This is a genomic window from Streptomyces sp. NPDC030798, assembly GCF_055572275.1.
Window position 1 is genome coordinate 129556 of sequence record NZ_JBVIDR010000010.1, and the last position, 13188, is coordinate 142743.

The 13188-nt window shown below is 72.5% G+C and carries 12 protein-coding genes; 3 read left to right on the top strand and 9 right to left on the bottom strand.

The features are described 5' to 3' along the window. Nucleotides 1-92 precede the first annotated feature (92 nt). Nucleotides 93-914: a YceI family protein gene (locus ACZ404_RS23365; protein ID WP_468442856.1), complete on the top strand. Its 822-nt coding sequence runs from the start codon at nucleotides 93-95 to the stop codon at nucleotides 912-914. 291 nt (nucleotides 915-1205) lie between these two features. Here the strand turns inward: ACZ404_RS23365 and ACZ404_RS23370 are convergent, their stop codons facing one another. Continuing rightward, nucleotides 1206-1868, bottom strand: a complete 663-nt coding sequence (locus ACZ404_RS23370) for a GAF and ANTAR domain-containing protein (protein ID WP_468442858.1) — start codon at nucleotides 1866-1868, stop codon at nucleotides 1206-1208. 235 nt (nucleotides 1869-2103) lie between these two features. On the opposite strand from ACZ404_RS23370, the gene ACZ404_RS23375 reads away from it, so the two are divergent. Continuing rightward, nucleotides 2104-2574, top strand: coding sequence for a PPOX class F420-dependent oxidoreductase (locus ACZ404_RS23375; protein WP_468442860.1), 471 nt, complete (start codon nucleotides 2104-2106; stop codon nucleotides 2572-2574). A 3-nt stretch (nucleotides 2575-2577) separates the two neighbouring features. On the opposite strand, the gene ACZ404_RS23380 is transcribed toward ACZ404_RS23375, so the two are convergent. The 8 genes from ACZ404_RS23380 to ACZ404_RS23415 all read right to left on the bottom strand — a co-directional run bounded on the left by ACZ404_RS23380 (nucleotide 2578) and on the right by ACZ404_RS23415 (nucleotide 12532). Beyond that, nucleotides 2578-3327, bottom strand: a complete 750-nt coding sequence (locus ACZ404_RS23380) for a TetR/AcrR family transcriptional regulator (RefSeq protein WP_468442863.1) — start codon at nucleotides 3325-3327, stop codon at nucleotides 2578-2580. A gap of 165 nt (nucleotides 3328-3492) precedes the next feature. Then, nucleotides 3493-4899, bottom strand: a complete 1407-nt coding sequence (locus tag ACZ404_RS23385) for an MFS transporter (RefSeq protein WP_468442865.1) — start codon at nucleotides 4897-4899, stop codon at nucleotides 3493-3495. Nucleotides 4900-4992: 93 nt separating this feature from the next. Next, complete coding sequence (locus tag ACZ404_RS23390; protein ID WP_468442867.1) at nucleotides 4993-7200, bottom strand: ArnT family glycosyltransferase; 2208 nt, start codon at nucleotides 7198-7200, stop codon at nucleotides 4993-4995. Further along, complete coding sequence (locus ACZ404_RS23395) at nucleotides 7197-8723, bottom strand: bifunctional glycosyltransferase family 2/GtrA family protein (protein ID WP_468442869.1); 1527 nt, start codon at nucleotides 8721-8723, stop codon at nucleotides 7197-7199. Before ACZ404_RS23395 ends, ACZ404_RS23390 begins: the two co-directional genes overlap by 4 nt. Before the next feature lie 14 nt (nucleotides 8724-8737). Beyond that, nucleotides 8738-10363: an ATP-binding protein gene (locus ACZ404_RS23400; RefSeq protein WP_468442871.1), complete on the bottom strand. Its 1626-nt coding sequence runs from the start codon at nucleotides 10361-10363 to the stop codon at nucleotides 8738-8740. Continuing rightward, entirely contained in the window at nucleotides 10360-11100 is a 741-nt protein-coding gene (locus tag ACZ404_RS23405) for a response regulator transcription factor (protein WP_468442873.1), read from the bottom strand. The genes ACZ404_RS23400 and ACZ404_RS23405 overlap by 4 nt, the downstream gene beginning before the upstream one ends. Before the next feature lie 120 nt (nucleotides 11101-11220). Continuing rightward, nucleotides 11221-12093, bottom strand: a complete 873-nt coding sequence (locus ACZ404_RS23410) for a DUF2797 domain-containing protein (protein ID WP_468442875.1) — start codon at nucleotides 12091-12093, stop codon at nucleotides 11221-11223. 52 nt (nucleotides 12094-12145) lie between these two features. Then, entirely contained in the window at nucleotides 12146-12532 is a 387-nt protein-coding gene (locus ACZ404_RS23415) for an HGxxPAAW family protein (protein ID WP_468442877.1), read from the bottom strand. 80 nt (nucleotides 12533-12612) lie between these two features. On the opposite strand from ACZ404_RS23415, the gene ACZ404_RS23420 reads away from it, so the two are divergent. Beyond that, on the top strand, nucleotides 12613-13104 hold the full coding sequence (locus ACZ404_RS23420) for a MarR family transcriptional regulator (protein WP_468442879.1): 492 nt from the start codon (nucleotides 12613-12615) through the stop codon (nucleotides 13102-13104). The last annotated feature ends 84 nt before the right edge of the window (nucleotides 13105-13188 follow it).

Sequence of the window (13188 nt, forward strand, 5' to 3'; positions counted from 1 at the left end):
TCGGCCCCGGCCCGTGGTGCGCGCACCCGTGCGCGTGCCACGGGCCGGACTCTTGACGACCATTTCGCAAGGCTTTGCAGGGAGAAAACGGGATGGGACTGACCGCGAGGATCCGCACCCGGGACGGATGGGCCGTGTCGCACGCGGTCGTCACCGTGACCGACATGACGGGCACGCAGGTGCTGCGGGCCGAGGCGGACGCCGAAGGGGCCGTACGGGACGCCACCGAGCTGGCGCCGGGGGCGTACACGGTGATCGTGACCGCCGTCGGGTACGCGCCGGCCGCCTCCAGCGCGATCGTCACCGCGAGCGGGCGGGCCGAGGTGGGCACGGTGACGCTGGCCCGGCAGGGCGGCACCGAACTGCCGCCGCCCGGCCCGTGGACCATCGACCCGGTGCACTCCTCCGTCGCCGCCGTCGCCCAGCACCTGGGGATCTCCAGCGTGCACGGCCGGTTCACGGAGTTCGGCGGCACGATCGAGATCGCCCCGGACGACGTCACCAAGTCCCGTGTGGAGGCGGTGATCCGGGCCGCGTCCGTCGACACCGGCAACGGGATGCGCGACACGCACCTGCGGTCAGCGGACTTCCTGGACGTGGAGCGGTACCCGGAGATCGGCTACCGCTCCACCGGGCTCAGCCAGGCGGGTCCCGACCGCTGGACGGTCCACGGCGAGCTGTCGATGCACGGCGTCGTCCGCCCGGTCGAGCTGGACCTCGCCTACCTCGGCACCGGCGCCGACCCGTGGGGCGGCACCCGCGCCGCCTTCCGGGCGACCGCCGAACTGCGCCGCGAGGACTTCGCGATGAACTACAACCAGGTCCTGCAGGCGGGCATCGCCGCCATCGGCACGACCCTGAAGGTCGAGCTGGACATCCAGGCGGTCCAGGGCACCACCCCGCCGACCGCCTGACGACGGCGGGGCGCCGCGCGCCGACGCCGCATCCGTGCCGGGATGCGCGCCGCAATACCCGAACCCGCAGAACCCCGGACAGCCCGGGTCGCAGCCGGACCGGCCCGCCCGGAACCCGGGCCGGGGCCCGCGCCGCGGTCTCCGGACCGACGCGCGCCCGGAACTCGATCGGAGCCCGGGCCGGAGCGCCGACCGAAGCCCGGGCCGGCGACCGGACCCAAACCCGGACCGGCGACCGAACCCCAGCCCGGACCGCGGCCGTCGGTGCGGGCGGGGCCGGTCGGGTGGGCCTCAGTTCTCGGTCGCCCCCACGATCCGCCGGGCCAGGTCGCGCAGCTTGACGTTCTCCCGCTGGGAGGCGCGCACCAGGCTCTCGAAGGCCGCCCCCGCGTCGATGTCGAGGCGCTCCATGAGGATGCCGGTGGCCTGGCCGATCAGGTCCCGGGTGTGCATGGCCTCGGTGAGCTGTTCGCGGACGGTCACCGAGTTCAGGGCCAGACTGACGTGGGTGGTCAGCAGCCGGCCGAGCCGGGTGGCGGACTCGTCGAAGGCGTGCGGATCGCGGGAGTAGGCCGTCAGCACGGTGAGCCGGCGCTTGTCCGCGCGCAGCCGCAGCGACAGCACCGAGCGCAGCCCCAGGTCGGCCAGCTGGTCCTCCTGGCTCGCCGTGGCGTCGTCCGCCATGCGCACCACCGGGGAGGTCCACAGCTGCTCCCAGTGCGTCGGGCCCGGGGACTTGGCGTCGCGCACCAGGTCGTCGGTCCAGGCCAACGGGCGCAGGCTCTCGCCGCGTTCGAGTTCGGAGATGCCCGCGTGCTCGGCGCCGGGCAGCAGGTCCACGGCCAGCCGGACGGCGGTGCGGAGCGTGGCGTGCGGGGTGCTGCTCTCGTGCAGCTGACGCGCTGCCACCGTGATCGCCTCCGCCAGCTCGAGGCCGGCCGGAGAACGGGTCACATCGGAAAAGTCAGACGAAGCCACCACGAACCTCTCGAATGACACGGCCTCACGGCCATGCTCAGGAGAGCTCCGCAGCACATTCCCGACTGCGAGCACACGACACCTGCACTTTAGCTGCTCCATTGCGGTGAAGTGACGTCCGGCCGGACCGTGCCGGTCTCCCCCTCGACATCCCGAGCCTGAGCCCCACAGGGTCAGGCTGAGGGGGCAGAACTCGGCCTAGGCTGCGGGCATGGCACCGAACATCGCGACGAACACCCGTGTCTCCCTGGACGAACTGCTGAACTTCGTACGGCCCCGCCACCGCGCGATCCTGCTCACCCGGCGCGCCGACGGCGGCCCCCAGGGCTCCCCGCTGACCTGCGGGGTCGACGACTCCGGCCGGATCGTCGTCTCGACGTACCCGGAGCGCGCCAAGACCCGCAACGCCAAGCGGGACCCCCGCGTCAGCCTCCTCGTGCTGAGCGACGAGTGGGACGGGCCCTGGGTGCAGATCGACGGCACCGCCGAGGTCGTCGACGCCCCCGACTCGGTCGAGCCGCTCGTGGAGTACTACCGCAACATCGCCGGCGAGCACCCCGACTGGGACGAGTACCGGCAGGCGATGCTCCGTCAGGGCAAGTCGATCATCCGGTTGACGCCCGAGCGGTGGGGACCGGTGGCGACCGGCGGGTTCCCGGCCCGGCTGGTGGAGGGGCCGTAGCGGTCAGCCCCGCTCGACCATCGCCTCGATCCCGGCCACCAGGAGGTCCAGGGCGTAGTCGAACTCGCGGTTCATCATCTCGGCGACGGTGTCGCCGCCGCGGGCGTCCATGATCTCCTTGGACTCCTGGATGTAGTCCGCGGCCTGGGGATTGCGCTGGATCTCGCTCATGGCCTGTTCGTAGAAGGCGTCCGCGGTGAGGCCCGAGTCCGCGATCCGGGACAGGAACTGGCCCTCGAGGGTGCCGTAGCCGTAGACGTACTGGAACACGGCCGAGATGGCGCTGGTCACCCGGTACGCGGGCAGCCCGGCGCGGCGGATCACGCGCTGCAGGCTGCGGGAGAAGGCCAGCGCGTTCGGGCCGATGTTGAGATACCGGCCGGCCAGCGGCGACAGCCAGGGGTGGCGCACCAGCAGCGCCCGGTACTCGGTGGCCAGCGCCCGCAGCTGCGCCCGCCAGTCGGCCCCGTCCTCCTCGGCGTCCGGCAGCCGCAGCTCCCCGAACGCGGCGTCCAGGGCGAGTTCGAGCAGGTCGTCCTTGGTGTCGACGTACCAGTACAGGGACATCGCGGTGACGTTCAGCTCACCGGCCAGCCGCCGCATGGAGAACTTCACCAGCCCCTCGGCGTCCAGCAGCCGTACGCTCACCGCGGTGATGCGCTCCCGGTCCAGCCCCGAGGGCTGTCCGCTGCGCCCACCACGCCGGGCCCTGCCGTCCAGCCAGACACTGCCCCGCGCGGCTGCCTTGCCCATCGGCACACCTCTCTCGCACTCCGGTCCCTGATCACGATGCCAGAACCGCGGCCGTGCCGGGATGCGGGGCTGTGCGGGATGCGAGGCCCTACCGGCGCACGAGCGGGCCTGGTGGTCTGTGCTGCCGTGCGCCGGCCCGTGAACCGACCCTGCTGCCGGACGGCGTCAGGCGGTGACCCGTTCCGCGCGGCGCAGCAGCAACGCCGCCAGCAGGCCGCCCGCCAGCACGGCCGCGGCCCCCACCAGCTGGCCGGCGCCGAGCCCGGCCGACAGGGACCTGCCCGAGGCGACCGACGCGCTCAGCACGGCGCCCAGCACCGCCACGCCCAGCCCGTTGCCGAACTCGGCCAGCGTGCCGTTGATCCCGGCGCCCACCCCGGCCTTCTCCGGCGGGATCGAGCTCATGATGGCGTGGGCCATGGCCGGCGTGGCCACCGCCGTCCCCGCGCCGATCAGCAGCAGCCCGGCCAGCGTCCCGCCGTAGCCGCCGGAGTCCAGCCGGGCGATCGACACCAGCCCCAGCGACATCAGCAGCATGCCCAGCGCGATCGACACCGGCGTCCCCAGTCGCGCCGACCACTTCGCCGCGAGGCCCGAGAAGTTGAGCACCACGACGGCCAGGGCCAGCGGCGCGGTGCGCAGCCCGGCCTCCAGCGGCCCGTATCCGAGCACGAACTGCAGATGCTGGGTGAGCAGGAACAGCGAGCCGCCCATCCCGAAGGTGATCAGCACCGCTCCGGCGACCGCGCCCGTGAACCGGCGCTCGCGGAAGAAGTGCGGGTCGAGCATCGGCTCCTCGGCCCTGCTCTCCCAGTACGCGAAGAGCCCGAGCACCACCACCGCCACGGCCGCCGTGACCAGCACCCGCGGCGAGGTCCAGCCGTGCCGGGGGCCGGAGATGATCGCGTAGACCAGGGAGGTCATGCCGGCCGTGGACAGCAGCGCGCCGGGCAGGTCAGGCCGGTCGCCCCGCGGCTGCCTGGACTCCGGTACGAGGGCCACGACCGCGAACAGGGCCAGTACCGCGACCGGGATGTTGATCAGGAAGATCGCGCCCCACCAGAAGTGGCCCAGCACGAACCCCCCGATCAGCGGCCCCGTCGCGAAGCCGAGCGCGTTGACCGCGCTCCAGATGCCGATCGCCTTCGGCTGCTCCTCGGGGGCGAAGATCTGCATCGCCACGGCCAGTGTGGTGGTCATCAGCAGCGCTCCGCCGACGCCCATCCCGGCCCGTGCGGCGATCAACTGGCCGGTGGAGTCGGCGACTCCGGCGACCAGTGAGCCGATGCCGAACAGGGCGAGCCCGGTGATCAGCATCTTCTTGCGGCCGTACCGGTCGGCGGCGCTGCCCGCGGTGAGCAGCAGCCCCGACTGCACCAGGGAGTACGCGTTGATCATCCACTGGATGTCGGAGGTCGCCGCGTGCAGCTCGCGGGTGAGCGAGGGGATCGCCACGTTCAGCACGGTGTTGTCCAGCAGCACGGTGAGCTGGGCGAGACAGATGACACCGAGGATCAGCCAGCGCCGGGGATGGCCGGCGGGGGCGGCCTCGAGGCCGGGGGAAGCAGACATGCTGTACACCGTATAGCGAGGGCTATACGGTGTACAGCGAATATCCGGGGGGGGTGTACGGACCGGTGTCCGCGCCGGTGTCCGGAGCGGGCGTCAGCTGCTGCGCTGCGTCAGGTCGTAGAAGGTGGCCGAGCCGACCGTGACCTTCTTGAACGTGCTCTCCACCCAGGAGGTGATCCGGGACGAGGTGCCGCTGGTGCCGCCGCCGCCCATGCCGCCGCCGGCGATGAAGTAGTGGATCTTTCCTTCGGCCACGTACTTCTTGAACTGCGCGAGCGTCGGGGAGGGGTCGGTGCCGTTGAAGCCGCCGATCGCCATCACCGGGTCACCGGTGGCCAGCTGGTAGCTCGCGGCGTTCTGGGAGCCGATGGACGCGGCGACCCAGGTGTACTTCCCGGCGTCCTTCTCCAGCAGCGCCTTGGCCGCCGAGCTGACGTTCGCGCCGTTCAGCAGGCCGCCGACGCCACCGGCGCCGCCCATGCCACCGGCGCCCGCGCGGCCGGCGCCGGGGAACCCGTTGCCGTTCTGCCGGCCCTGCTGGCCCTGCTGCCCCTGCCGGCCCTGGGAGTTGCCGTTCTGGCCCGGCATGCCGCCACCGGGGAACCCGTTGCCGTTCTGCTGGTTCTGGCCCTGGCCCTGGTTCTGGCCCGGCATGCCGCCGCCCGGGAATCCGGTGCCGTTGCGCTGCCCCTGCTGCCCCGGCATGCCGCCGCCGGGACCACCGCCCCGGCCGCCCATCGTGCTCGCGCCCGCCGGACCCGCCGTGACGATCGAGCCGGTGTGGCCCTCCTGCACCGTGCTGAGCGTGTACGCGGTCGGTCCGGCCAGCGCGGCCACGAGACCCACCGCCGCGGCGCCGAGGGCCAGTTGACGGGAGATCCGGCCCGCGAAGACCAGGCCGAGCGCCGCGCCCAGGCCGCCGACCAGCACCAGCCACTTCAGCCACGGCAGATAGTCGGAGGTGCGGTTGAGCAGCACGTACCCCCAGGCCGCCGCCGCGACCACGGAGGCGGCGAGGGCGATCGACGCCCACGTCTCGCGCCGCTTCTCCCACAGCAGCCCGGCGCCCATGCCGATCACGGCGGCGGCGTAAGGGGCGAGAGCCACGGTGTAGTACTGGTGGAAGATGCCCGCCATGTAGCTGAAGACGGCCATGGTCGTCAGCAGGGAGCCGCCCCAGACCAGGAACGAGGCCCGGGTGACGGACGTCCTGCGCGCCTTGCGCGTGGCCACGAGACCGGCGGCGAGCAGGATCAGCGCGGCCGGCAGCAGCCAGGAGATCTGGCCGCCGACCTCGGAGTTGAACATCCGGTTCCAGCCGGTCTCGCCCCACATCCCGGTGCCGCCACCGCCACCGCCGCCACCACCGACGCTGCCGGTCTCGTCACCGCTCAGCCGGCCGAGGCCGTTGTAGCCGAAGGTCAGCTCCAGGAAGCTGTTGTTCTGCGAGCCGCCGACGTAGGGGCGGGACGAGGCCGGCCACAGCTCGACGATCGCGACCCACCAGCCACCGGAGACGACCAGGGCCAGCGTCGCCGCGGCGAGCTGCCCGAACCGCTTCTTCAGCGACACCGGCGCGCAGACCGCGTAGACGAACGCGAGGGCCGGCAGGATCAGGAACGCCTGCAGCGTCTTGGCCAGGAACGCGAAGCCGATCGCGGCACCGGCCCACACCAGCCACTTCGTCCGGCCGTCCTCCAGGGCCCGGACCACGAGGTAGCAGGCCACGGACATCAGCAGCGCCAGCATGGCGTCGGGGTTGTTGAACCGGAACATCAGCGCCGCGACGGGGGTGAGCGCGAGCACCGCACCCGCGATCAGACCGGCCGCGGGGCTGAACCGGCGGCGCACGGCGGCGTGGACGACGGCGACGGCCCCCACGCCCATCAGCACCTCGGGCACGAGAATCGCCCACGCGTTGAGGCCGAAGACGCGGACCGACAGCTCCATCGGCCACAGCGAGGCCGGCGGCTTGTCGACGGTGATGGCGTTGCCCGCGTCCAGCGAGCCGAAGAAGAACGCCTTCCAGGACGTGCTGCCCGCCTGCACGGCCGCCGAGTAGAAGGAGTTGGCGTAGCCGGAGGCGCTGAGGTCGTACAGGTAGAGGAGCAGGGTGGCGGCCAGCAGGCCGAGGAAGGCCGGGCGTACCCAGCGGGGGTCCTCGGGCCGCCCGCGCCACAGTCTGCGGCCGGCGGGCCGGCGGGGCTCGCCCGACTCGGGTGCCCGCGGGGGAGCGGTGGGCGGCGGCCCCCAGATGCTCGTGGCGTCCTGCTGCGTCGACCGGTCGTAGTGGGTGGTCATCGGGGCTCCCCCGGTTCGGTGTCGTGAGGGCGCACCGGCTGCAGGCGCATGGTGGCGTCCCTCCAGGTGCCGTCCGCGGCTTCACCGGCGCGGACCTGGGTGGTCTGGTACGGGTGCGGGTGCGTGCCCCCGTAGGAGCACTCGTACGACTGCTGCTCGTACGACTGCTCGTGGCGCTGTCGCTGGTGCGGGAGCGGTGCGTACGGGGCCGTCGTGCGGTACGTCGGCGAGGACGGGCTGTGTGAGGCGGCCACCGCCGTCGAGCGGTCGCGGGGCCAGGACTCGTCCCGGTCCGGGAACACCCACGCGCGAAAGAGCAGGAACCGCAGCACGGTCGCCGCGAGGTTGGCGGCGATGAGCACCGCCAGTTCGGTGGAGTGCGCCGGGTCGCCGGTGGCCGCGTTCAGGGCGGCCAGCGAGCCGCTGGTCAGGGCGAGCCCGATGCCGAAGACGACCAGCCCCTGCGCCTGGTGGCGTACGGCGCCGCCCCGGCCGCGCACCCCGAAGGTGAGCCGGCGGTTGGCGGCGGTGTTGGCGACCGCCGAGACGAGCAGGGCGAGCGCGTTGGCGATCTGGGAGCCGGAGAACTGCCGGAAGGCGCTGTAGAGCAGCAGGTAGAAGAGGGTGGACAGGCCGCCGACCACGCAGAACCCGACGAGCTGGCGGGCCAGCCCCTTGGGCACGTCCTGGATCTCGCGGTCGCGCGGGTCGTCACCGAAGGGTCGGGTGAGCCGGTCCAGCGGCAGCGAACCGGTGGCCAGGGCCCTGCCGATGCGCCAGACGCCCTTGAGGTCGTCGGTGGCCGTCTTCACGATGTGCACGGTCGAGTCGGGGTCGTCGACCCAGTCGACGGGCACCTCGTGGATGCGCAGCCCCGCCCGTTCGGCGAGCACCAGCATCTCGGTGTCGAAGAACCACCCGGTGTCCTCGACGAGGGGCAGCAGCACCTGTGCCACGTCCCGCCGGATGGCCTTGAAACCGCACTGGGCGTCCGAGAAGCGGGCCTGGAGCGAGCCGCGCAGGATCAGGTTGTAGGCCCGGCTGATGAACTCCCGCTTGGGGCCGCGCACGACCCGGGAGCTGCGGGCGAGCCGGGAGCCGATCGCCAGGTCCGAGTGGCCCGAGATCAGCGGCGCCACCAGCGGCAGCAGGGCGTTGAGGTCGGTGGACAGGTCGACGTCCATGTACGCGAGGATCGGCGCGTCGGAGGCGGACCACACGGTCCGCAGGGCGCGCCCGCGGCCCTTCTGCTCCAGGCGGAAGGTGGTGACCTCGGGGATCTCCGCCTCCAGCCGCGCCGCCACCAGCGGGGTGGTGTCCGTGGAGGCGTTGTCCGCGACGGTGATGCGGAACGCGTACGGGAAGGTGCGCGTGAGGTGCTCGTGCAGTCTGCGGACGCACGGCTGGAGGTCCTTCTCCTCGTTGTAGACGGGGATCACTACGTCCAGGACAGGCGTTCCGGCGGCTGCGGCCGGGAGGTGCTCCCGCGCCGGCAGGGTGCCGGGAGAAGAGTCGGTTCGCATGGAACCGACTTTGCTCAAGCGCCCTGTTGCACCGATGTGGTGGTGCTGTGCTGTGCCTGTGAGTGCGACTGCCAGTCGCTCGACGGGTCCGGCTGCGGCACGGCAGCGGTGAGGGCCGGCAGATGCACGGTGAACACCGTCCGCCCCGGCACGCTGTCCACGGTCACCGCACCACCGTGCGCGGCGGCGACGGCCTGCACGATGGCCAGGCCGAGCCCGGTGGACCCGGTGGCGCGGGAGCGCGCCGAGTCACCCCGGGCGAACCGCTCGAAGACGTGCGGGAGCAGCTCGGCCGGGATGCCCTGCCCGTTGTCCTCCACGTCGACGCACATCCACGGCCCGCGCCGCTGCACGCGCGCGGTGACGGTCGTGCCGGGCGGGGTGTGCTTGCGGGCGTTGCCGAGGAGGTTGACGAGGACCTGCTGCAGCCGGGCGGCGTCCGCGGACACGAGCGCGGGTTCGTCCGGCAGTTCGAGACGCCAGGTGTGGTCCATGCCGGCCGCGCGGGCGTCGCTGATGGTGTCCACGACCAGGGGGACGAGGTCGGTCTGCTCGAACTGCAGCGGCCGACCGGCGTCGAGCCGGGCGAGCAGCAGCAGGTCCTCCACGAGCAGGGTCATCCGTCCGGCCTCGGACTCGATCCGCCCGAGCGCGTGCCGGGTGTCGGGCCCGACCTGCTCGCGTCCGCGTCTGGTGAGCTCGGCGTAGCCACGGATGGAGGCGAGCGGGGTGCGCAGCTCATGACTGGCGTCGGCCACGAACTGCCGTACCCGCATCTCGCTCTGCTGCCGGGCGTGCAGGGCGCCGTGCACATGGTCGAGCATCCGGTTGAGCGCGGCACCGACCTGCCCGACCTCGGTGTGCGGGTCGCACTCCGACTCCGGCACCCGCTCGCTGAGGTTCACCTCGCCGGTGTGCAGGGGGAGTTCGGAGACCCGGGTGGCGGTGGCGGCGACCTTGCGCAGGGGGCGGGTGGCGAGGCCGACGAGCACGTACCCGGCGATGACGGCGGCCGCGAGACCGGCGGCGGTGACGCTGACCTCCGCGATGATCAGGGTGTTGATCGTGCTGTCGACGGGGGCGGTCGGGACGGCGACGTAGTAGGAGCCGTTGTCACCGCTCTTGTACTCGACCCGGTACCGGCCCGCGCCCGGGATGTCGACGGTGTACTGCCCTCCCTCGCTCCGCGGGACGGCGGCGAGGGCCGCGCGTTGCGCCTTGGCCAGCGGCTTCGGCTGCATCGAGAAGTCGCTGGTGGACTTCACGCCCCGCATGGCGCCGGTGACGACGCCGTTCTCCACCTTGGCCGCGATGGTGCCCGAGGGCTGCGGGCCGCCCTTGGTGACGAAGTCGCTGAGCGTCGGGGGGTGGGCCCTGGGCTTCTGCCCGCCCGGTGCCGTGCCGCCCACGGGCTGCCGGCCCGGCGGCCCGAAGGAGCCGGACGCGCGGGCGGCGATCTCGTCCAACTGGCCGTTCAGCTGCTGGTACAGATGCGACCGCAGGGCCAGTGTCGTCACGGTGCCGATCACCGCGCAGACCACCGCGATCAGCACCACCGACGCGACGACGAGCCGGGTCCGCAGGGTGCGCGGCTGCCCTGCTCGTCGCTTCTGCGGACGCGGCCGTCGTCGCCCGCTCATGACACAGCGGGCTTGATCAGGTAACCGGCCCCACGCCGGGTGTGGATCATCGGCTCCCGCCCGGCGTCGATCTTCCGCCGCAGGTACGAGATGTACAGCTCGACGACGTTGGCCTGCCCGCCGAAGTCGTACGACCAGACCCGGTCCAGGATCTGCGCCTTGCTGAGCACGCGCCGCGGATTGCGCATCAGGAACCGCAGCAACTCGAACTCGGTGGCGGTGAGGTGGATGGACTCCCCGGCCCGCGAGACCTCGTGGCTGTCCTCGTCCAGGGTGAGGTCACCGACGACGAGCACGGACTCCGACCGCCGGTCGGCGGCCCCGGACCGCCGGATGAGCCCGCGCAGCCGAGCGACGACCTCCTCCAGGCTGAACGGCTTGGTGACGTAGTCGTCGCCGCCGGCGGTGAGCCCGGCGATACGGTCCTCCACCGCGTCCTTCGCGGTCAGGAAGAGGACGGGCACATCGGGCAGCTCGCGGCGCAGCCGCCCGAGGACGGTGAGCCCGTCCATGTCGGGCAGCATCATGTCGAGCACGACGGCGTCGGGCCGGAACTCGCGGGCCGTCCGGACGGCCCCCTGTCCGTCACCCGCGCTCCTGATCTGCCAGCCCTCGTAACGAAGAGCCATGCTCAGCAGTTCGGTGATCGACAGCTCGTCGTCCACCACAAGCACTCGGACGGGGCTCCCGTCCGGCCTCAGCAGTTCGGTGCGCCCCTGGGGCGAGGTCGTGGTCATGGTGGACACCTTGTCGGGGTCCTCTGAGAAGAGGCTTTTCAGAATCTGTGATTTCCCTGAGAAACACACAGGCTCTTCTCAGGCAACACCTGGGAACGCCGGGCACCGCGCATCGGTGACTCAGAACAGCCCTTCCTGCTCCCTCCTCAACTCCCGTACGGGAACGGTGAACGAGCCGGCCGACGCCGGCAGCGGCATCAGCCCCCACCCGGTCATCAGCCGCGTGTCCAGCACCACGACGCCCCGCCCGGCGACCGCCAGATGCAGATCCGGCCCCGCGGCGGCGACCAGCTCCCCGCTCACCTCCCCACCCGCCACGAGCTCGACGACGTCCCCCACGACACCGGCCGCACCTTCGATCCCGAACTGCTCGGCGTGATCGACGGGTTGGCACGGTTCCCGCACCAACGACTCGGGCCACGCGTCCAGGACGACGGCCCGGGCATGCCACGCGCGGACCTCGGCGGCCCGTTCCCGCGCCGACCCCGGCAGCGCCGCCCGCACCGCCCGCTTCTCGGCGTACGGAATCCGGTCCGGCACCCGGAGGGCGGCCCGCAGCAGCTCCTCGGTGCGCCGGGCGGCCATCAGCGGGCCGGTGCCGAGCCAGCTGAAGCAGACGGCGCCCTGCTCCAGCAGCCGGGCCGAGCCGCGCTCGGCCGCCGTGATGCCGACCTTGACCATGCCGGGCCCGAACCAGGCCAGATAGACGCGGTACGGCCGGGGGTCGTCGGCGATCGTGTCGGCCGCCACGGAGTGCGCCCGGTCCAGCCGCGCGCACTCCTCGCACCGGGCCCCCGTACTCCGCCCCGGCACCACGGCCCGCACCGGACAGGCATGCCCCCGCGCCCCCAGGCACCTGCGGACCGAGTCCCCGGCGACTGCGAACGCGACCCGCTTCCCCCACGACAACGCACTACGCCGCCCCCCGTCCCAGACCAGCACAGGCCCCTGCGGGGTCCAGCGCAGTCCCGAGCATCTCCACGTCCGTGCCATCACTCGCGAGACTAGGCGGTGGCACTGACAGTGCCCGCCGACCTGCGCACCATCACTCGACGGAGGCGAGGGACCGGGAGTCGCCCCCGGCTTCGGCGGGCACGGCGGCGACGCCGGGAGCCACGCCCTTCCCGGTCTCCCTCCCGGCCCCCCGCCCCGCGAGCCGGCACGAGACGCACCCGGGATGTCCCGCCCGGGCACTCGCGTCCCGCAGGCGCATCCCCCACTGCTCCCGCGGCCGCACCCCCGGCGGCTTGCCCCAGCCGGCCAGGTGGAGGACCCAGGTCACCAGCACACTCACCCCCACGACCACCAGCCCGGCCACGACGCCCGGCAGGGAGCCGGCACACACCCCCCACCCCACCACCGCGCTCCCCGCGGTGGCGATGCCGGCGCCGGTCCAGCCGGCGATCGTGTGACCCTCGTCGTACAGACTCATGAAGCCACCCTCGGAACTAATCCCTCACGAACTAAGAATTCGACGACACCAACATCTCACGAACTAAGGAAAATCGAAAGATGGACGGCACGCCCCGCCCGCCCGCCACCCCGGCACAGGCACTGTCGGCGATGGACCACCTCATCGCCGCCCACCTGATCGGCCAGCAGGAACTGGCCCGGCGGCTGGGCCTGAACGTCACGGACCTCACCTGCTTCGGCTTCGTCCTGGAGGCGGGGGACGACCTGCTCACGGCGGGTGACCTGGCCGCGCGCGCCCACGTCACCACCGGCGCGGTGACCGGCATCCTCAACCGCCTCGAACGCGCGGGCTACGTCACCCGCCGCCCCGACCCCACCGACCGCCGCCGCGTCCGCGTGGCCGCCGTACCGGCCGCGGTGACCCGCGTCGAGGCGGTCTACGCCGGCCACTACCAACGCCTCACGGCCCTCTTCGCCGACTACTCCCCCGAGGAACTGGCCACGATCACCGACTGGTTCACCCGAGCCACGTCCCTGGCCCACGAATACCTGGAGAAACTCAACAGGAACGACGCGACCGAGGACTGCTGACTCCGCTGCCGCTGGACCGAAGATTCTTGGCGATGTCCTGACACGCGGTGGGTTGACCCGGCGTTCCGCACAGCGTTGGATCAT